The 18169-nt window shown below is 63.2% G+C and carries 14 protein-coding genes, 1 tRNA gene and 1 pseudogene; 9 read left to right on the top strand and 7 right to left on the bottom strand.

The genetic code is table 11. The annotated features are described in order from the left end of the window. Nucleotides 1–317: 317 nt before the first annotated feature. A complete protein-coding gene (locus IVA93_RS05595) occupies nucleotides 318–680 on the bottom strand; it encodes a hypothetical protein (RefSeq protein WP_018453584.1) in 363 nt (120 codons plus the stop codon). Nucleotides 681–1003: 323 nt separating this feature from the next. Between IVA93_RS05595 and IVA93_RS05590 the strand changes: the two genes are divergently transcribed. From IVA93_RS05590 to IVA93_RS05575, 4 genes are all read left to right on the top strand, one after another. Beyond that, entirely contained in the window at nucleotides 1004–2170 is a 1167-nt protein-coding gene (locus IVA93_RS05590) for a CaiB/BaiF CoA transferase family protein (RefSeq protein ID WP_018453583.1), read from the top strand. Nucleotides 2171–2172: 2 nt separating this feature from the next. Then, nucleotides 2173–3096, top strand: coding sequence for an HpcH/HpaI aldolase/citrate lyase family protein (locus IVA93_RS05585; RefSeq protein ID WP_026232560.1), 924 nt, complete (start codon nucleotides 2173–2175; stop codon nucleotides 3094–3096). Nucleotides 3097–3102: 6 nt separating this feature from the next. Beyond that, nucleotides 3103–4041 carry an AEC family transporter gene (locus tag IVA93_RS05580; protein WP_018453581.1) on the top strand — a complete coding sequence of 313 codons (939 nt, stop codon included), beginning with the start codon at nucleotides 3103–3105 and terminating at the stop codon, nucleotides 4039–4041. A gap of 240 nt (nucleotides 4042–4281) precedes the next feature. After that, a complete protein-coding gene (locus tag IVA93_RS05575) occupies nucleotides 4282–5352 on the top strand; it encodes a hypothetical protein (protein ID WP_204512338.1) in 1071 nt (356 codons plus the stop codon). A gap of 214 nt (nucleotides 5353–5566) precedes the next feature. Here IVA93_RS05575 and tenA read toward each other — a convergent pair whose 3' ends face one another. Then, nucleotides 5567–6241: a thiaminase II gene (gene tenA, locus IVA93_RS05570; RefSeq protein ID WP_018453578.1), complete on the bottom strand. Its 675-nt coding sequence runs from the start codon at nucleotides 6239–6241 to the stop codon at nucleotides 5567–5569. Nucleotides 6242–6730: 489 nt separating this feature from the next. Here tenA and IVA93_RS05565 point away from each other — a divergent pair, with 489 nt between their 5' ends. Beyond that, the gene (locus IVA93_RS05565; protein WP_247371582.1) at nucleotides 6731–7135 is read left to right on the top strand and encodes a nuclear transport factor 2 family protein; all 405 of its coding nucleotides are present in this window, start codon (nucleotides 6731–6733) and stop codon (nucleotides 7133–7135) included. 310 nt (nucleotides 7136–7445) lie between these two features. Next, nucleotides 7446–8228, top strand: coding sequence for a hypothetical protein (locus IVA93_RS05560; protein ID WP_018453575.1), 783 nt, complete (start codon nucleotides 7446–7448; stop codon nucleotides 8226–8228). Between the two features lie 113 nt (nucleotides 8229–8341). On the opposite strand, the gene IVA93_RS05555 is transcribed toward IVA93_RS05560, so the two are convergent. The 3 genes from IVA93_RS05555 to IVA93_RS05545 form a co-directional block, all read right to left on the bottom strand. Continuing rightward, nucleotides 8342–9070, bottom strand: a complete 729-nt coding sequence (locus tag IVA93_RS05555; protein WP_247454638.1) for a hypothetical protein — start codon at nucleotides 9068–9070, stop codon at nucleotides 8342–8344. Between the two features lie 206 nt (nucleotides 9071–9276). Continuing rightward, nucleotides 9277–9353, bottom strand: a tRNA-His gene (locus IVA93_RS05550). 193 nt (nucleotides 9354–9546) lie between these two features. Beyond that, nucleotides 9547–9978 carry a phasin gene (locus IVA93_RS05545; RefSeq protein ID WP_018453573.1) on the bottom strand — a complete coding sequence of 144 codons (432 nt, stop codon included), beginning with the start codon at nucleotides 9976–9978 and terminating at the stop codon, nucleotides 9547–9549. A gap of 523 nt (nucleotides 9979–10501) precedes the next feature. Here IVA93_RS05545 and IVA93_RS05540 point away from each other — a divergent pair. Beyond that, nucleotides 10502–13924 (top strand): PAS domain-containing sensor histidine kinase, encoded by a 3423-nt coding sequence (locus tag IVA93_RS05540; RefSeq protein WP_247789708.1) that lies wholly within the window; start codon nucleotides 10502–10504, stop codon nucleotides 13922–13924. Between the two features lie 185 nt (nucleotides 13925–14109). Then, the gene (locus tag IVA93_RS05535) at nucleotides 14110–15279 is read left to right on the top strand and encodes an AI-2E family transporter (protein WP_018453571.1); all 1170 of its coding nucleotides are present in this window, start codon (nucleotides 14110–14112) and stop codon (nucleotides 15277–15279) included. A gap of 90 nt (nucleotides 15280–15369) precedes the next feature. Here the strand turns inward: IVA93_RS05535 and IVA93_RS05530 are convergent. Continuing rightward, nucleotides 15370–15516, bottom strand: a pseudogene (locus IVA93_RS05530) (acetyl-CoA C-acyltransferase); the annotation flags it as partial. 117 nt (nucleotides 15517–15633) lie between these two features. On the opposite strand from IVA93_RS05530, the gene IVA93_RS05525 reads away from it, so the two are divergent. Next, entirely contained in the window at nucleotides 15634–16101 is a 468-nt protein-coding gene (locus IVA93_RS05525; RefSeq protein WP_026232558.1) for an MAPEG family protein, read from the top strand. 3 nt (nucleotides 16102–16104) lie between these two features. Here the strand turns inward: IVA93_RS05525 and IVA93_RS05520 are convergent, their stop codons facing one another. Further along, the gene (locus IVA93_RS05520; RefSeq protein ID WP_026232557.1) at nucleotides 16105–18108 is read right to left on the bottom strand and encodes a BTAD domain-containing putative transcriptional regulator; all 2004 of its coding nucleotides are present in this window, start codon (nucleotides 18106–18108) and stop codon (nucleotides 16105–16107) included. Nucleotides 18109–18169 lie beyond the last annotated feature (61 nt).

Here is an 18169-nt window from a genome sequence, read left to right as displayed (position 1 = left end):
ACGACGGCTGCGAGCTGCATCGCAACACCTTTCGCGCCAGCAATCGTGCGTTTTTTGAGCAGCCTTGGCAGGACGAAGCGGAATGCAACCTCGCCGCGCAATCCGTTTCGCTAGCCGTTTCCATCCCGCCTTATCGCAAGCGTCCGCACGCGGAGGCGAACAAAAGGAGTCCGGGGGGCTGGTGTGGGGCTGATGCCTGGGTCAGTTTGACTCAGAAGACAGCGAGCGAGGAGTCAGACACGCAAATGCCCGGGACTTCAAACGCACTGCGCGCTGTGGCCCGGGCATGATCCAAAAAGGGAACGCGGCGCCCGCGCTCAGCCTTCGCTGGCTTTCTTCTTCTTGGCCGGCTTGGTGCTCTTCTTCGCCGTCCGGGCCGAACTCCTGGGCGCGATGCTGGTCGGCTTGCCGGCGCGGGGCGCGGCCGCCATGCCCGGCTCCGGTCCCGGCCGGAAGAAGGCCCGGCACTGCGGCGAGAGCTGCGACTTCTTCTGGATCATGCAGGCGGTGATGGCATCGACGTTCGGAACGAACTCGCCGCACAGCCGCATCGCATCCGGCGTGCAGGCCTGCTGCTCCTCCTGGGAGTAGGCAAAGGCTTCACCCGGCTGGATCAGGACGGCCAGGGCGATCCCCGTGATCGCGGCAGCCAAGGTTTTCTTGAAACGGAACGCCGGCATCGATCCCCCCAAATGTCGAGTCGGAGACGATAGTGGGTGAACGGGCGTTCGTTGGCAACGAGGGGAGATGCGAAAGCCGCGACGTGTGCGGTCTCGGCAACAGGGCCCCCTAAAAACAAAAACCGCGAAAACAACCCCATGCACAGTAGCCAAGTCCATGTGGCGATTGAACTTTGCGGATCGCATTTCTGCGGATTTTACGAAATGAGGTTTGACTCGTCGGGCAAAACAGGAGCATGATGCCATCATCACAGAACGTGCGTGGGGTGGTCGGCTTGTCTCCTGCGCTGGACAAAAGCGTGAGCGGGAGCGGAGACGATTGCATGGAGCGACATGAGGCGGAGCTGCCGCTGTCGGGCGTGCCGGTGGTCTCGCTCGAGCAGGCGATCGCGGCTCCTCTGGCCAGCCGGCATCTTGCGGACTGGGGCGCGCGCGTCATCAAGATCGAGCGGCCGGGCGATGGCGATTTCTGCCGCGACTACGATCACGTGATGAACGGGATGTCGAGCCAGTTCGTCTGGACCAACAGGTCGAAGGAAAGCCTCGCCATCGACATCAAGAGCCCTGATGGCCAGAAGGTGCTCGAGGCCCTGCTGCCGCAGGCCGACGTCTTCATCCAGAACCTGGCGCCCGGTGCGGCGGAGCGGCTGGGCCTCGATGCCGCTTCGCTCCTGCAGAAGTTTCCCCGGATCATCGCCTGCGACGTGTCGGGCTATGGCGCGGGCGGTCCCTACAGCGACAAGAAGGCCTACGATCTCCTCGTGCAGTGCGAGGCCGGCGTTCTCGCCATCAACGGCACCGAGGCGGAGCCCGCCAAGGTTGGGCTGTCGGTGGTCGATATCGCCACCGGCATGTACATCCTCAACGGCGTGCTGATGGCGCTGTATCGCCGCGAGCGAACCGGCAAGGGCACCGCCTTCCAGGCCTCGCTGTTCGATTCCATCACGGACTGGATGAGCTATCCCGCCTTCTACACGCAGAGCACGGGCCGGCCGCTGCCGCGCACCGGGGCACGGCACGCAACGATAGCACCGTATGGCCCTTTCCGCGTCGGCGACGGCAACACGATCTTCTTCGGCATCCAGAACGATCGGGAATGGCGATCGCTGTGCGCCATCGTGCTTGGCGACGCGGACTTTGCCGACCATCCCCGCTTCCGCAGCAATCCGCTGCGCATGCAGAACAGGGACGATTTGCAGGTCCATATCGAGCAGCGTTTTGCAGCGATGACCAGCGACGAGGTGCTGCGGCTGCTCGACGAGGCCTCGATCGCCAACGCGCATCTGAATTCGGTCGAGGCTTTCCTGGAGCACGAGCAGCTCCGCGCCCGCTCCCGGGTGCAAACGGTGGGATCTCCGTGCGGCCCGGTGATGAGCTTCCTGCCGGCTCTCACCATTCCCGGCCTGTCGCCCCGGATGGATCCGGTGCCTGACGTCGGGCAGCACAACCAATCCATCCTCAGCGAGCTCGGTCTCGCAAAGGAGACATGACGATGGCCCCTCAGCGGCCGACGCGGGTCTATCTGGCCGTTCCCGCGCATCGCTCCCGTCTCGTCGCCAAGGCGGCTGCCTCGGCCGCGGATGCGGTGTTCATGGATCTCGAGGACGCCGTGCCGCCGTCCGAGAAGGGCGCGGCGCTGGAGGAAGCTGCGCGGGCGCTGTCCTCGCTGGATTGGGGCAGCAAGGTCGTCGCGGTCAGGCTCAACGCCGTCGACAGCCCCTTCATCGCGCAGGAAATCCGCAAGCTCGCCGCACTGCCCCGGCTGGATTCGGTGATCGTACCGAAGGCGGAGCGCCCGAGCGACATCGCCGCCATTGCCGATCAGCTGCGTGCCGCCGCGCCCGATCGCCCCTCGCCTGTTGCGCTCGAACTGCTGATCGAGACTGCGCTCGGTCTCGTCAATGTCGACGCGCTCGCGGCCGCGCGCGACAGCGTCGCCGCCCTTCATCTCGGCGTCGGTGATTTCGCGGCGTCGATCGGCGCCCGCTCCTCGGAAATCGGCGCGTCGCCGGACGGCTACCGCCACGTGGGCTCCGCCCAGAGCGGCTATGCCTCCGCCCCGCTCGATCTGTTCGCCTATCCGATGATGCGCCTGCTGGTGGCCGCGCGCGCGTTCGGCCTGCGCGCCATCGACGGTCCGTGCGGCGCGTTCCGGGATGGCAGACTGACGGAAAGCAGCGCGCTCAAGGCGGCTGCGATGGGTTTTGACGGCAAGCAGGTGATCCATCCCGACCAGATCGAGCCGACGCTGCGGGCGTTCGTCCCGTCCGACACCGAGCTCGCGCACGCGCGGCGGGTCGTCGAAGCCATGGAGCAGGCCGAGGCGCAGGGCCAGGGCGCGGTGACGCTCGACGGCAAGATGATCGACTATGCCAATGTGCGGATGGCGCGCCGGATCATCGAGATGGGGTCGTAGCGGCGCATGGCGACCGTGCTGATCGTCGCGCCGGTGTTTGCGCTGATCGCGGCCGGCTATGCCGCGGTGCTGTTTCGCTTCGTCTCCGAGACCGCGCACAAGGGCATCTCCGAATTCGCCTTCAGCATCGCGATTCCCGCGCTGCTGTTCCGCACCATCGTCGTCTCGGAATTTTCCGGCGTCAGCCCCTGGCGGATGTGGGGCGCCTATTATGGCGCGCTCGCGCTGACCTGGATCGCGGCGCTCATCCTCTCGGCGCTGCTGCGGCAACGGCGCGAGGATCGCGAGGACGGCGTCGTGTTCGCGATCGGCTCGGTCTACGGCAACATCGTGATGCTCGGCATTCCCCTCACGCTCTCGGCGCTCGGCAATGAGGCGGCAGGCCCGATGGCGCTGATCCTGTCGGTGAACACGCCGCTGCTCTGGCTCTGCGGCACGCTGCAGATGGAGCTGGTCGACCGCAAGCAGACCGCCTCGGCCGCGTCGCTGATCGTGCCGGTGCTGCTGGATCTTTCCCGTAACCCGATCATGCTCGCGATCGGCTTCGGCCTCGTCTGGCGCCTCACCGGCCTCGGCCTTCATCCCGTCGTCGACCGGACCGTCGAGCTATTGGCGCAGGCGGGATCACCGGCGGCGCTGATCGCGCTCGGCATCAATCTGTTCAGGTTCGAGGTCAAGGGCGAGATGTTGAGCGTGGTCGTGATGAGCGCGCTCAAACTGCTGGCGATGCCGGCGGCCGCCTTCGTGCTGGCAAAGCTGCTCGACCTGCCGCCGCTCGCAGCCGGCGTCGTCGTGCTGTTCGCGGCGATGCCGACCGGCGCCAATGCGTACATCTTCGCGGTACAATGTCAGCGGCTGGTGAATCCGGTGTCGGGCGCGGTGGCGCTGGGCACGCTGCTGGCGGCGGTGACGTTGCCGGTGGTGGTGTGGGTGGTGGCGAGGTGAGGCAGGCTGTGCGCGATAACTCGCTTTGGAGCAAAAACTTCTTTGATGTCGTCCAGCTGTTTGGCACCGAACGCAATCCGCACATCAGCGTTCGTGGCGACACCTTGTCGTCGCTGTCCAAAGCTGTGTGATCTGCGTGGAACCCCTGACAGCACACGCGTGATAAATCCATTTCGGCGCATTGAACCGGTCCGAACGCTCAACTGACCAAAAAGAGATCTGCAATATAGGAGCAGTTCCATGGGCATTCCCAAAGATGGGACGGTTTCGGTCCGCATCACATGCGTTGGTCACGCCAGCCGACGTTGGAGAGGTGCCCGCACGAAGGCGGCGGCATCCGCACTGAATCAACGCCTGTCGGAATTCAGGGCGAAAACGATCTTCGACCAGGTCGATCCCATCGTCAAAATGCAGCTGCCGGGATTGCCCGTCGCGCTTGGCCAAAAGGCAGTCGGGAGCACGGAACCGTTTCCGACGGCCGGCGAAGATAACGCCGCCATCGATCGCAGTGTCGTCCTCATGGTCGACCTGGTTTGGACAGGTACGGGCGGTTACAAGAAGGTGCACCGTCCGCCTCGGCTTGTTTATGCGCCGAGCACCTTCTGGGAGATGAAAATCGCAGCGCTCTTTGGCGCCTCGGGTATCGGCGTCAAATCGAGCTTGCTCCGCGTGAAGATCAAGAACTTGAGTACAGGGCGCGAACTTTCGCTTTTTGGGCCGATTATCGGCGGTGATCTGACCATCGGTGCCGGCATGTTCAAGAAGGTGCCCAAGGTGTCGCCCGTGAGCTTCGACAAGTTCGATCCCAAACAATTGCGGGATGCGCAAGTGGGCAAACCGGTCGTGTTCACGACGCCGCTCATGGACTTCGAAGACTGGATCAACGGATCGGAAGGCCAGCTCGTGCGGGTCGTTCACGGTCATCTTAAAACCGGCGTGACCAAGTCGCAGACCAGCTTTCTCCAGTTCGTCAGCGTCGATACTCATCCCGGCTCATTGGTCTTCGATCTGAAGGCGCTCGGTTTCTCGTTGGGTATTCCCGAGGTATCCAATCAGGTGCAATCCGGAACACTCAAAGCCGAAAATCATCCGTCAGACCAGTATCTCGTCGACACACCTGATGACGTCGTTCCTGTCCAAGTCGCACAGCACCGCAGCGAAGGCCTTCTGATCAGCTTCCCAACTGAAAAACATCACTGGACGGATTTGAGTTCGAGCCAGCAAGAGGAAGTGAAGCGATTTGTGTTGAACAGAACGGCAGCCATTCGCGCTTTGTCTGACTTCAAGGATGTGGTCGCCCCGACGCCGTGATGGGGCGGGTAGCTGGCAGACTGATTTCCCGACGAAGCTGTGGCTTCGTGCTTCAAGGGGGCGAGAAGCCGAGCATCCCGGTGGTATGCGCGCTCGAGCCACTGCAGGTGCCGACCTGCGCGAAAACGTACATCTTCACGGTGCAGTATCAGCGGCGGGTGAACCCGGTGTCAGTTGCGGTGGCTCCGGGCACGCTGCTGGCCGGCCGAAAGAATTATTGAACACGCTGGCCCTCGCGCCAGGCCATCTCCCAGAAGTCTGCCTCGAGTCGGGTGGCTTCCTTGAAGATCGCAATCAGCTCTGTCTCGCGCGCCGGCGTGGCGTAGAGATCGGCGAGATGCTCCATGTGCTCCCGCGCTTTGGCGGCGACCTCCTGGTACGGGGCGCCGGCGTACTCGGCGATCCAGACGCGATAGGCATTCGTCGCGGCGCCCGCGAGGGGACGCGAGGCGAGCCGCGTTGCGATCTCCGCGTACCCGATCACGCAGGGGGCAAGCGCCACCTTGAGAGCCAGCAGATCGCCGCGCATTCCCGCGTCGAGCACGTAGCGTGTATAGGCCAGCATCTCGGCCGCCGGAGGGGCCTGTTCAAGGTCGGTCGGGGACAGGCCCCAATCGGCACAGAGCTTCACATGCAGGTTCATCTCGACATCGAGGATGGCCGAAAGGCCGGCCGCGGCTTCACGCATGTCGGCAAGTCGGGGCGACTTGTAGACCGCGAGCGCGTAGGCGCGAGCAAACTCGATGAGGAACAAATAGTCCTGAACGAGATAGTGACGGAACGCCGCTTCGGGGAGCGAGGCGTCCGCCAATCCGTTCGTGAAGGGATGCTCGGTGTAAGCCCGCCACTCGACGGACGCTTCTGTCTTGAGACGCTCGAAGAAACTCACGATCTTGTCTGCCCGGCCTGCTTGTGCATGAATGACTTTGGCAAGCTACCGATAGCGCATTGCGGACCGAGGAGCTACGGCGACCGCGGCCAGAATTGGTTTGAGCAGAGTTGCGGGCACTCCCCGCGTCGAGAGTTTTTTGCATTGTCACCGTAATGGTGGAGAGTGCGCCGCACCACCTGCCAAATATCCAATCAGCGCAGCCCCAGGAACGAGAGCACCACGCCAATCACGACGACGAGTCCGACCAGATAGATAATGCCATTCATGTCTCAGCTCCTCAGCGTTGTCAGTCCTGCCGCAACACAAACACCCAAGGTCGTGAAAAGGTTCGGCGTAGCCTGACACCGTTTTCTCCTGAACTCGGGGAACGAAAGCGAACGACCCTGCTTCGTGGCGTGCTGAGCCCTTGCCCCCTCAGCTCGATGATTTTGCGTTTACACGCAAAGGTCGCTAGGCTGCCTTGATACGTCCTGCAGGGAGGGTGACATGGGACAGCGTGAAGAGATGCTGGCATTGATCAGAAGCGCTTACGCCGCACGCGACGGCGGTGACGCCGAGGGCTTGGTGACCGCCTTTCATCCCGAGGGTCTGTTCACCTTGATGGGCGACAAGAGCGCGCTCGAACTGACAGGGAGTATGCAGGGGCACCCCACCCTGCGTGGAGCCTTCAGTAAATTGATTGATGAGTTCGGTTTCGAAGGTCGCGAAATCCTGGCCGAGTTGGTCGACGGAGATCGTGTTGCTGTCCATTCCCGCGTGAACGTTCGATACCGTCCGACCGGGCAGGCTTCCGGCACCGAGATCCTGGACCTGTTCAGATTTCAGGGCGGCAAGATCGTTGAATTGATTGAGTTCGCGGACACTGCGCAGATCAAGGCGATGATCTCCTGAGGGGGATGAGGTTGGATTGTATCGTCCTCGCGCAGGGATAGACGCCCGGGCATCCGTGATATGCGCGTTAGAACTGCCGGCGATGCCGGCGGCTGGTTCGTGCTAGCCAAGCTGCTCGGTTTGGCTCAGGTCGCGGCCGGCCTAGATCGTGCTGTCGCCGCAAACCGGATAATTTGCTTTTGCTTCCTTCATTTCTATAGGACGGAATTCATGACGTTGATCGTGGGCTATGCGAATGAAGAAATCGGCTTTCTAGTGGGGGAGACTCTTTTAACTCCTCTATGGAGGTGAAAGTAATCCGATCGGGCCAGTGAGTGGCGAGTTTCACGGCCTAAAGATACAGATCATCGACGATAACACGGCCGTTGCGTTTGCATCATCAAATGCAGCTGATGCGGCACTCACACTGATTGGCCAGCTTGCACAAGAACTCGTGCAGAACGCAAAATTCGACCCGGCGACCCAACTGGCTGAGCGTCACGCCGAACTCTTAGCCTCAAAAAAAAGCGATCCACCAGACTGTGAGTTTCTCGTGCTCCGGATTGATGGTGATCGCAAACGCCTTGCACACATCACAGACGGCGTCCTCAAATATGTTGAACGAGCCTATATTGGCGACCCTGCCCAATATAGGAGACTTTTAGAGCTGAAGAAGCCATACGTCGGCCCGAAACAGCAGACGACAGTGCACTTAGACGGCACAACAACAATCGAACCCATCGTGAACAGTGCAGGACTAGTAGAATTCGTAGAAATCGGATTGGCCCTTCAAGCGCTGGTGGAGCAGCGACGAGGTGAGGGAATCGGCGCGATTGCCGGGAATATCATCCGAGTCGTGGACGCGAGAAACTCTCGTAAGCTGGAATACCTACGGACGCACGAAGCGAGTATTACGCAGGCAGAGGGAAAGGCGGGCTATTCGCTCTTAGCATCCAATTCAGGGAAGCGCGGAGTTGGTATCTACTACGTTGCAGGCAAAGTTGGGTTCGTTATGATTGCTGGAGATACGGAACCATGCCGTAAGCTGCCAGCGGAAACGATGGATGAATTTAAGCAATTTGCGAAAAGCCAATTCGATCTAAATCTCTGTTAGCCGTTTAAGGTTGACGCATCATGATTTAGTCAGGTGCGCGATCATCAATCCTGCTTAAGAATCGCGTGATGCCATCTAGTTGGGCTGTATTTTCGGGCATTCTATGCAAGTGCCTAGGCGATCGCTCTATTCTTTTCCCGGAGGAGAGCTTCGAGATTACCGGGGACTTCCAGACCGCGTCCGGCTCGTGCGATTAGGTCAGGGGCTGAACCTCCATACGGACCAATAAATCCTTCGACGTCCCGCTGGATGTGCACTGCATTTTCTTCCCAAGTCAGCGGCCCCGTAAGAAGCGAAGACAGTAACCCGCCTCCGAAGCGCTGCGCTTTCTCCGCATCTTCCTGCACGTGCAGCGGAAGTAAATCAGACAAGTCTTTCGAGGTACGCACCAAGCGTGAGGAAGTCGTCTCGAACGTCCATTGATTTCTCTCGTCGGGCAGACATCCCCATAGCGCCTTCGGTAACGGGCACGTTGTCCTGTATTGGTTGGGTAGAGTTTCAAATTGACCAATAAGCCGCGCTGTGACCGCAGCGGAATTTTCATAGCCAGCGACTTCAACTAGTTTCTTTCGAGCCGGCTCTTTCTCATATTCGGCGCTTTGTAGCTCGATCGCGAGCGTGTCCAAGATGAACTCGACCAATGGATAGTCGTCGACATACGCCAGCAGGGCGTCGTGGATCGGCCCACGTTGAGGCAGCGCCTCGTCCGCCATTAAAAGCAACATGACGCCTCCTGATGCTCGTCTAAGGAATTTGCCGTGATCCATCTCGATCAACGGGAGCGCACGCGCGACAATCTCCGCAATTCTAGCTTTTGCGTTTGGATGAAGGTCGATGGCCACAGCTCTTCCCCGCGGGTGATTTCGAGAATGGTACACGCGGGAGTTTATTTGGGACGGGGGAGACGCGCAGGAGGCGCAGTTATGCAAGGGGAAATCTTGGAGATTCAGTGTACATTCCACTTGCGCTGACATGTTTCGCCCTCTCAGACGACGCAAATAGAAGTGTCTATCAATGAGATTCTGACAATGAGGGCCGTCCGCGCCGCTGGTACAGTTGGGTGGGCTCGAACCACCGACCTCCTGTTCCACAGACAGGCGCTCTAACCAACTGAGCTACAACTGCATCCTTGCGAGCCGCGCCTCTGGTCGCCCTGGAAGGGCCGGTATCGAGGGGGGCTGGACGGGGCGGAAACTAGGTGCAACGGGCGTTTTTGGCAAGGCCGCAACACCGTCAAATCGCCCCGCAAACGAGGTTATTTCCAAAGCAAAACCCGGGCTCTAGGCCCGGGTTTCTTAATCGAGACGGCTGCGCCAGATCAGGCGGCGGGGTAGAGCTTCGCGGCGGAGGCCTTGATCGGCTCGGCGGCGGCAGTGGCAGCGCGCTGGGTGATCTCGGCGAGCTCCCGGGCCTGGGCCTGGAAGGTTTCGAGCTGCGTCTTGGAATGGTTGGTCCACAGCGCGAACGCATCCTGCGGCGCCTTCACGCTGAACAGCTCCTGGGTGAAGTCGAGATGGGCCTTGGTGTTGGCCTTCGCGAACTCCATCAGCTTGGCGGTGTATTCGCTCACGCCCTTGTGGGCGGACGCGAACACGGCCTCGACGGTGCCGTTGTGGGTCTCGGCGGCGTCCTTGAACTTGGCGTAGTTCTCGCGGGCCTGCGACACACCCTTTTCGGCGAACGCACGCATCTGCTCCGGAACCTCGAACGGAATGACGGAGGCGGAGAATGGATCAGTCGTACCTGTCATGCTTTGTCCCTCACACTAATGAAAAAACGGAGTGAGCCTTCAGGCGCGCCCGCCGGCCAACCGGGTGACGGGTGCGAAGACTGGAAACACAAAACGAATGATGGCTCGCCCAGCGCGGAGACCATGCCTGCCTAAGATGTCAACATTGTGCAACGCAACGGGTTTTGGGGTGCATTGCGCAAATTTAATCGCGGGGAGGATGAGGTTCCCGGGATGGGGAACCGGTGGTTGAGGTAATCAGGTGGTGCCTGAGCCCGCGCCTCGTCCTTCAAGACGACCGCTGCGCGGTCTCAGGATGAGGCTGGGCGGCATGGGTATCTGCGGACGCGGGGATCTCGAAGGATGGGGATGCGAACGGGCTACGGCTTGCGGGGTCGGGGACATTAAGGTTATCGCGGCTTTAGGCCTTGGCGCCTAGGCTTCGGCCGTGGACCTGCCCGCGCACGCGGGCGATACTAACCCTTTCTTAAGGCTGTCATTCCCGGCAGCCTGATGCGCACAAGCGAGACGCGAAGCCGGTCGGATGACGAGTTCGGATTTCCAGTTGCGAGGCGTGGGCGATCCCCGGCTGGCCGTGCACGCGACCTCGCCGCTGCCCGTCTGGCTCTGGTCGATCGACGGCACGCGCGTGCTCTGGGCCAATCCGGTCGGGGCAAGACTGTTCGGCGCGGCCCATGCCACGGCGCTCGCGGACAAGACCTTTGGCCCCGCCGACAGCCACCGCCGCCAGATCATCCGGCTTGCCGGCCGGCTGCCTCCGAACGGCGCGATCCGGCTCGAACGGCTGCGCGGCTTCGGCGCGCGGTTGGGCATGCTGATGACCTGCGCCTGCGGCCGGCTCGACTTCGCCGATGGCGGCCGCGCCGTGCTCGTCACCGCGATGGACCCCGGCTTGCGCACCATGCCGCTGGTCGAGCGGCTGCTTCGTCTGGTCGACGGCGCCAAGACGCCGATGGCGGCGTTCGCACCCGACGGCCTGTTCGTCGGCGCCAGCGAAACGGCCCGCACCCTGCTCGGCTTCCGCGATCTCACCGAGGGCGGCCTCGAACAGGCGCGCAGCGATGCGCTCAGCCTTGGCCGCGCCGAGACGCCGATCGGCATCGGGCAGATGGTGCTGCAGCGGGTCGGCAGCGGGGCCGATGTCGGCCTGGTCGCGCTGATCGAGCCTGCCGTGCAGCAGGCGGCGGCTGTGACTGATGAGGTCGAGTCCGAGGCCGCTGAAGAGGTCGCGCGCGAAGAGATCGCCCGAGAAGACATCGCTCAGCATGAGGCTGCGCCGCCCGCTGCTCCAGCCGCCGTGCCGCAGGATGTGCAAGCCGCGCCGTCGCACGAGGCGCCATCAGAGATCGCGCTGTTCGACGCCTTTGCCGAGCCGGTCGACGCGCCGCAAGCAACGATCGCGCACGAACCGCCTGCAAGCGAGCCGGCGACCGAGATCGTCTCGATCCAGCAAGCCGTCGAGCAAGCGGCCGAAGCGCGCGCCGAGGTCGAACCGAAGACTCCGGTTGAAAACTCGGCCGAAGCCATGGTGTCGCCGCAGGCCGCGCCGACCGTAACCGGCATGGTCGAGCCGCCGTCGGGCCACGAAGAGCCGCCCGCACCGCGTCAGCATCCGCTGCGCTTCCTCTGGAAGGTGGATGCAGAGGGCCGCTTTGTGCTTCTCTCCGACGAATTCATCCACCTGATCGGGCCGCGCACGGCCGCCGGCTTCGACCGCCCCTGGCGCGAGATCGCCGACGCCTTCGCGCTCGACCCTGAAGGCCGCGTGGCGCAGGCGCTTGCCAGCAAGGACACCTGGGCCGGGATCACCTTGAACTGGCCGGCCGATGGCGGCGAGCATCTGCCGGTCGAGCTTGCCGGGCTTCCGGTTTATGACGGCGACCGCAATTTCGCGGGCTTCAGGGGATTTGGCGTCTGCCGCGATCTCGACGGCCTCAACCGCCTCGATGCGCTCAGGCGTTTTGAGCTGCTGGCCGAACCGGCGGCGCCGCAAAGCCTGTCCGCCAATGTGGTCGAACCCGAGCCAGAGCCCGAGCCGCCGCCTCCGCCGATCGAGCCGCCCGCGCCTGAGCCCGAGCCTGAAGCCGAACTGACCGACCCCACAACCGACGCGAATTCACATCCAACCGATCCGGAAACGCCAGTGGAAACGCCTCCCAATGTCCTGCCGTTCCGAGCGCCCGGCGACACGCGATCGCCGACGCTGACGCCGGTCGAGAACAGCGCGTTCAACGAGCTCGCCCGCCAATTGTCCGAGCGCCTCGAACGCGACAAGGAAACCATCGCGGCATCGTCCGAGCCGCCGGATGCCGAGATCACGCCTGAAGCGCCGACGCCCACGCCGGAGCCTGAGACGCCGCACGCGCCCGCCGAATGGCTGACCGCGCCCGCGCCGCCCGCGCACGGCCACAGCAGGCGCGACCGCGCGCTGCTCGACCTGCTGCCGAGCGGCATCCTGATCTACCGGCTCGACCGCCTGCTCTACGCCAACCCCGCGTTCCTCGCGCGCATGGGCTATGCCAGCCTGAGCGCACTGGAGAATGCCGGCGGGCTGGACGCGCTCTATGTCGAGCCTGGCGTGTCCGCGGCCAGCAGCACGTCGCAGGCAGGCACGCCTGTCACGATCAGCGCGACGCTCGCCAATGGCGAAGCGCCGCTGCCGACCACCGAAGCGCATCTGCACGCGATCGACTGGAACGGCGAGAGCGCGCATGCGCTGATCTGCGCGCTGCCGCAGGCTGCGCCCGTCATCGCGGAGACCATGGTCGCCGAGGCCGTTGTCCCGGAGACCATTGTCCCCGAGACCTTCCCCACCGCGCCGGAGCCCGACGCCGGCGAGGCGGCCGCGGAAGATCTCGCCGCGATCCTCGACACCACGGCCGAAGGCATCGTCATGTTCGACGCCGAAGGCAACATCCACGCCTGCAACCGCAGCGCCGAGGCGCTGTTCGGCTATGACGGCGAGACGCTCATGCAGCAGAATCTGGTGACGCTGTTCGCGCCGGAGAGCCAGCATGTGGTCATCGACTATCTGGAAAACCTCAAGAGCCAGGACATCGCGAGCCTGCTCGACCACGGCCGCGAGGTGCTGGGACGCGAGAAGAAAGGCGGCGTCATTCCGCTCGCCATGATCATGGGCCGCACCCGGCCCGACGGCCCGAACTTCTTCGCCGTGTTCCGCGACCTCTCGCACAGCAAGCAGGGCGAGAGCGAGCTGACGCAGGCGCGACGCCTGGTCGAAGGCACGGCGAACGCCAAGGCCGACATGCTGGCGCGGATCAGCCACGAGATCCGCACGCCGCTCAACGCCATCATCGGCTTTTCGGAGGTGATGATCTCGGAGCGCTTCGGCACGCTCGGCAACGAGCGCTACGGCGAGTACATGAAGGACATCCGCGCCTCCGGCGAGCGCGTCATCGCCATCATCGACGACCTGCTCGAGCTGTCGCGGATCGAGACCGGCAAGCTCGACCTCAACTTCGCCAACCTCAACCTAAACGATCTCGTCGAGGCCTGCGTGGTGGTGATGCAGCCGCAGGCCAATCGCGAGCGCATCATCATCCGCACCTCGCTCGGCCATGCCCTGCCGCAGGTGAGCGCGGATGCGCGCGCGATGCGGCAGATCACCATGAACCTGATCTCGAACTCGATCCGGCTCGCCAGCGCCGGCGGCCAGGTCATCGTCTCGACCGCGCTCACCGAGCGCGGCGAGGTCGCACTTCGCATCCGCGACACCGGTCACGGCCTCAGCGAGCGCGAAGTCGCCGCCGCGATGGAGCCGTTCCGCACGCCGCCGCCCGGCGACGCCGAAGACAGTTCGGCGCTGAGCTTGTCGCTGACCAAGGCCCTGGTCGAAGCCAACCGCGCCCGCTTCAACATCAAGAGCGCGGCGAACTCCGGCTCGCTGATCGAGGTGGTGTTCGCACCGGCACTGGCGCAGGCGTAAGCGGCGAACGCGATTTCCTGCCCGCGGTGCACGGGCGGCTTCGGCCGAGCCGCGCCCGACGAAGGGCGCCATTGCGACTTCTTCCCGAGCGGAACCGAAGCCCCTCGTTGCGGCTTGAAGCCTGGACCCAGCGTTTCTCCTGCTGATCAGTTCGACACTGCAGCTCCCGCACCCAGCGACTTCAAATGACCGAACGAGCGAAATCCGTGGCATCGAAGCAGCGTCCGCCCAAGCGGAGCGAGGCGGCGCGGAGCGAGGGCGGCCCGACCACGACTGAGCGAAAGCCGCTGCCTACCGGCGCGGGCGCGCGCATGAACGCACGGGTCGTGCTTGCCCTTGCGCTGGTCGCACTCGCGTTGTGGACGGCGGCGGGCTTTCTGCCCGCAGTGATCTGGGCCGCGATACTCGCAACCAGCCTGTGGCCGCTCTACACCAAGTTTGCGGCACGCGTGACCTCCGGCCGCTCCAGCCTGGCCCCGCTGGTCTTCACGCTCGTCGTCGCCCTCATCCTGTTTACGCCGATGTCGCTTGCCGTCTATCAGATCGCGCAGCAAGGCGATCTGCTCGTGGGCTGGATGAAACAGGCCGGAGAGAGCGGGATCGAAGTGCCTGATTGGCTCGCCCGCCTTCCGATCGCCGCAGAGAGCATCGAGCAGTGGTGGCGCAGCAATCTTTCCGATCCCAAAGCCGCGACCGCATGGCTGAAAAGCGTCAACGCAGACAACGCATCGGAACTGTTTCGAACGTTCGGCGGACAGCTGCTTCATCGCCTGTTTCTTCTGTTCTTTTCGCTGATCGCCTTGTTCGTCTTGCTGCGCAACGGCCGGTCGATCTCGGACCGCGTGCTGGAAACCTGCGATCGGCTTTTCGGTGAGGCGGGAGAGGGTCTCGCCGAGCAAATGGTCGATGCGATCCGCGGCACCGTGAACGGTACGGTGCTGGTCGCCGCAGGCGAGGGATTATTGATCGGCGTGGCCTATTTCGTCGCGGGCGTGCCGCATGCCATCGTATTCACGATATTGACCACGGCCTTCGCCATGCTTCCGTTCGGCGCCTGGCTCGCTTTCACCGCTGCGGCGGTGGTGCTGGTCTCTGGCGGAGGCAGCGGCTTCGCAGCCGCGGGCGTCTTCTTCTGGGGCGCGATCGTCATGTTGGCCGGCGATCATTTCGTCTGGCCGACCCTGGTCGGCGACTCCGCGCGGCTGCCGTTTCTGTTCGCGTTCGTCGGGATCTTCGGAGGCTTGGCTGCCTTCGGCCTTCTGGGCTTGTTTCTCGGCCCGGTGATCATGTCGGCGTTGCTGGTGGTCTGGCGCGAGTGGGTGTTCCGACCTGTCGCGCCCGAGAAGAACGGTTGAGTTGCCGCGGGCGTATCCCCAAGCACACGCCAGAAAGCAAAAGGCACGGCGCTTGCGACGCCGTGCCTTCCGCATTCATGAGGCTCGATCTCAGCTGTAGATTTCGAACAGTCCCGCGCCGCCCTGGCCGCCGCCGATGCACATCGTCACGACGCCCCACTTCGCCTTGCGGCGCTTGCCCTCCTGGAGGATGTGGCCGGTGAGCCGCGCGCCGGTCATGCCGAACGGATGGCCGATCGGCGCTGGCGAAGGCATAAGGCGAGATCAGGCTGGGACTGGACTGGCGGCTGCCTTTACGTAGTGGCGCAACCCGCTCGGACATGTAGTATGGCCCTGCCGGAGCGGGGTACCAAATTGGACGGAATCAATCTTCACGATCCCCTCTTCGCCACCTATGTCGTTGCCGCCAGCTTGATCATCCTCAAGGCCGTGGCGATGTCGTGGCTCACCGTGGTCCGGATGGTGAGGGCCCAGGGCGGCTACCGTTCGCCGGAGGACATCAAGAAGACGCCACTGAATCCCGCACCCGATCCGGCGCAGCTTCTTCCCAACGAAGATGTGGAGCGGATCCGCCGGATCCAGATGAACGATCTCGAGAGCCTGCCGTATTTCCTGGTCGCGGGCTTTCTTTATGTTCTCACAAAGCCGTCGCTGCTTCTCGCGCAATGCCTGCTCTACGGCTACGTTGCCTCACGCCTGCTGCATTTTCTCGCCTATCTCACCGGGCAAATTCACGACATTCGCGCAATGCTGTGGACCGTCGGCTCGGTCATCCTGGTCTTCATGACCGTGCGCACGCTGCTCGTTGCACTCGGCGCTTGAGGCTCAGTCGGCCACGCCGGCGATCTGCTGGGCCGAAAGGTAGCGTTCAAGCGCCTCGTGCTGCTTGAAAAAGCGCATGGCGCGCAGATCGCGGATCGTCGTTTTTTGTGCCGCATCGCGAACCCGGGTGACCTCGCGGGCTTCCTCCAGCCGGCCGACCCCGACCAGGTTGGCCGCGAGCATGCGATGTCCGGTGCCGTTGCTCGGATTGTGCCGAACCGACTTGCGCGCCCAGGCAACGCCCTCCTCGTACTGCCCGAGGGCAAAGTAGGACGCGGTCAATCCCGTCATCCACATATGGAGCATGCTGTCCTCGGGGCTGAGGACGAGAGACCGATGCAGGCATGCGAGTGCGTTGGCATAATCGCCTCCCATGCTGTCGATCATTCCGAGTACACCCCATGCGAAAGCCGAACTCGGATTGAGCCTTGCGGCTTCGCTGGCGTGAATGCGCCCCTGATCGTTGTCGCCGGCGGGCCCAAACAGCGTGAAGCCATAGACAGCGTGGGCGAAAGCGTCCCCACTATCCTGCTCGACGGCGCGGCGCGCCAGACCGACCGCCTCGGACGCGGCATCCGCAGACATGTTGGCGCCGAGCGGCGGAGCCATCACGAGTCCCCAAGCCAGCGCCGCCAGCGTCGCCGTTCGCTCCTGATCGAGGCTCAGAGACCGCCGAAGCAGATCGATGGCCTTGACGATACCTTCGCGGGTGCCGCCCCATAAATGGTGAAGGCCGCGCAAATACAGATCATAGGCCGAAAGATCAGTTGGCGGCTTGCGGCGTGCGCGTTCGATCTCGGCGCTACGAACGGCGGGATCGACGACTGCGGCAACACTGCTGCTGACGTCGTCCTGCAGGTCGAAGATGTCGACCAGGGGGCGGTCGTAGCGATTGGACCAGACCTGGGCCTCGCTTCCGGTATGAGTGAGCTCGGCCGAGACGCGAATGCGGTTGCCCGCCTTGCGAATATGACCGCTCAGGACGTATTGCGCACCGAGTTGCTGCGCATTCTGCCGGCTGGTCATTCCCTTGTCCCGAAGGGCAAAGCTCGATCCGGCCGCGATCACCACCAGCTCGCGAAAGCGCGATAGAGCGGTGATGATGTCTGCAGTGACGCCATCGGCGAAGTAGTCCTGTTCGGTTTCATCACCCATGTTGCGGAACGGAAGCACCGCCACGGAGGGCCTGTCGTTGCCGAACACGTGCTCCGCCTGGTGCGAAAGGTCTGCCGTCGGCTCCGCTGCCGGCAGAACGATCTTATGCTCCTGGACCTTGCGCAATTCCGCAGCCAGCGCGCTGGTTGTGGCATCGGGCGCGGTGCCGAGCTCTTGCTTCAGCAAGGCAACGACGGCCTGATAATATTTGAGCGCCTCGGCGTTGCGGCCGGCCGCGGACAACGCGCGCATGATCAGGCGGTGCGCATCCTCGCGCATGCTGTTGAGTGCATTGGCGCGCTGGCCGGCGAGCAGGGCATCGCCGGCACGTCCGTCGGACAGTTCCTGGTCGCCGAGCGCTACCATCGCGCCGACAGCCAGCTCCGATAACCGCTCGCGTTCGCCGGCCAGCCACTCGCTCCAGCCCTCAGCGTTGACCGCGATGTCATCGACGAGGCGCCCGCGATAGAGATCTGCCGCCGCGGTCAGCGCGTCACGGCTGCCCTTTCTGACAAGCCGCTCGAATTGCGGCACATCGCAGGTGATCACAACGGCATTCAACGAAATGAATTCGCCGTCACTCCTGAGAGCACTCTGACCAAGAACTTGACGCAGCTTGAACAGCGCCTGTCGCAGGTTTTGCTTCGCCTGCGCTTCGAAGTGCGATCCCCACAGCAAGGTCGAGAGTTTTTCACGGTGCTGAGGCTGAGGTGCCGTGCAGGCCAGATAGGCCAGCAATCCCGCGAGCTTCTTGTTCGGTAAGCTGACGGCACCGTCCGGCCCGATCAGTTCAAAACGTCCAAGAAGTGCGAGAGTAAAACTTGGGCTGGGAGCGGGTGCAGTTTCGGTCATTCCGCCTCAAAAATAAGCAGATGCGCTCACGGATATACATCCTACACGAATTGCCGCCTTA

Origin of the sequence: Bradyrhizobium sp. 155 (assembly GCF_023101105.1) — a bacterium.
Taxonomy (GTDB): Bacteria; Pseudomonadota; Alphaproteobacteria; order Rhizobiales; family Xanthobacteraceae; genus Bradyrhizobium; species Bradyrhizobium canariense_D.
The sequence above is the reverse complement of the archived record's forward strand: the minus strand, read 5'-3'. Positions and strand labels throughout refer to the sequence as shown.

Bases quoted from the DNA above. Each gene is read 5' to 3' on its own strand.
- IVA93_RS05595 (WP_018453584.1), bottom strand. From the start codon at position 680: ATGCCGGCGTTCCGTTTCAAGAAAACCTTGGCTGCCGCGATCACGGGG.
- IVA93_RS05590 (WP_018453583.1), top strand. From the start codon at position 1,004: ATGGAGCGACATGAGGCGGAGCTGCCGCTGTCGGGCGTGCCGGTGGTC.
- IVA93_RS05585 (WP_026232560.1), top strand. From the start codon at position 2,173: ATGGCCCCTCAGCGGCCGACGCGGGTCTATCTGGCCGTTCCCGCGCAT.
- IVA93_RS05580 (WP_018453581.1), top strand. From the start codon at position 3,103: ATGGCGACCGTGCTGATCGTCGCGCCGGTGTTTGCGCTGATCGCGGCC.
- IVA93_RS05575 (WP_204512338.1), top strand. From the start codon at position 4,282: ATGGGCATTCCCAAAGATGGGACGGTTTCGGTCCGCATCACATGCGTT.
- IVA93_RS05565 (WP_247371582.1), top strand. From the start codon at position 6,731: ATGGGACAGCGTGAAGAGATGCTGGCATTGATCAGAAGCGCTTACGCC.
- IVA93_RS05545 (WP_018453573.1), bottom strand. From the start codon at position 9,978: ATGACAGGTACGACTGATCCATTCTCCGCCTCCGTCATTCCGTTCGAG.
- IVA93_RS05540 (WP_247789708.1), top strand. From the start codon at position 10,502: ATGACGAGTTCGGATTTCCAGTTGCGAGGCGTGGGCGATCCCCGGCTG.
- IVA93_RS05535 (WP_018453571.1), top strand. From the start codon at position 14,110: ATGACCGAACGAGCGAAATCCGTGGCATCGAAGCAGCGTCCGCCCAAG.
- IVA93_RS05520 (WP_026232557.1), bottom strand. From the start codon at position 18,108: ATGACCGAAACTGCACCCGCTCCCAGCCCAAGTTTTACTCTCGCACTT.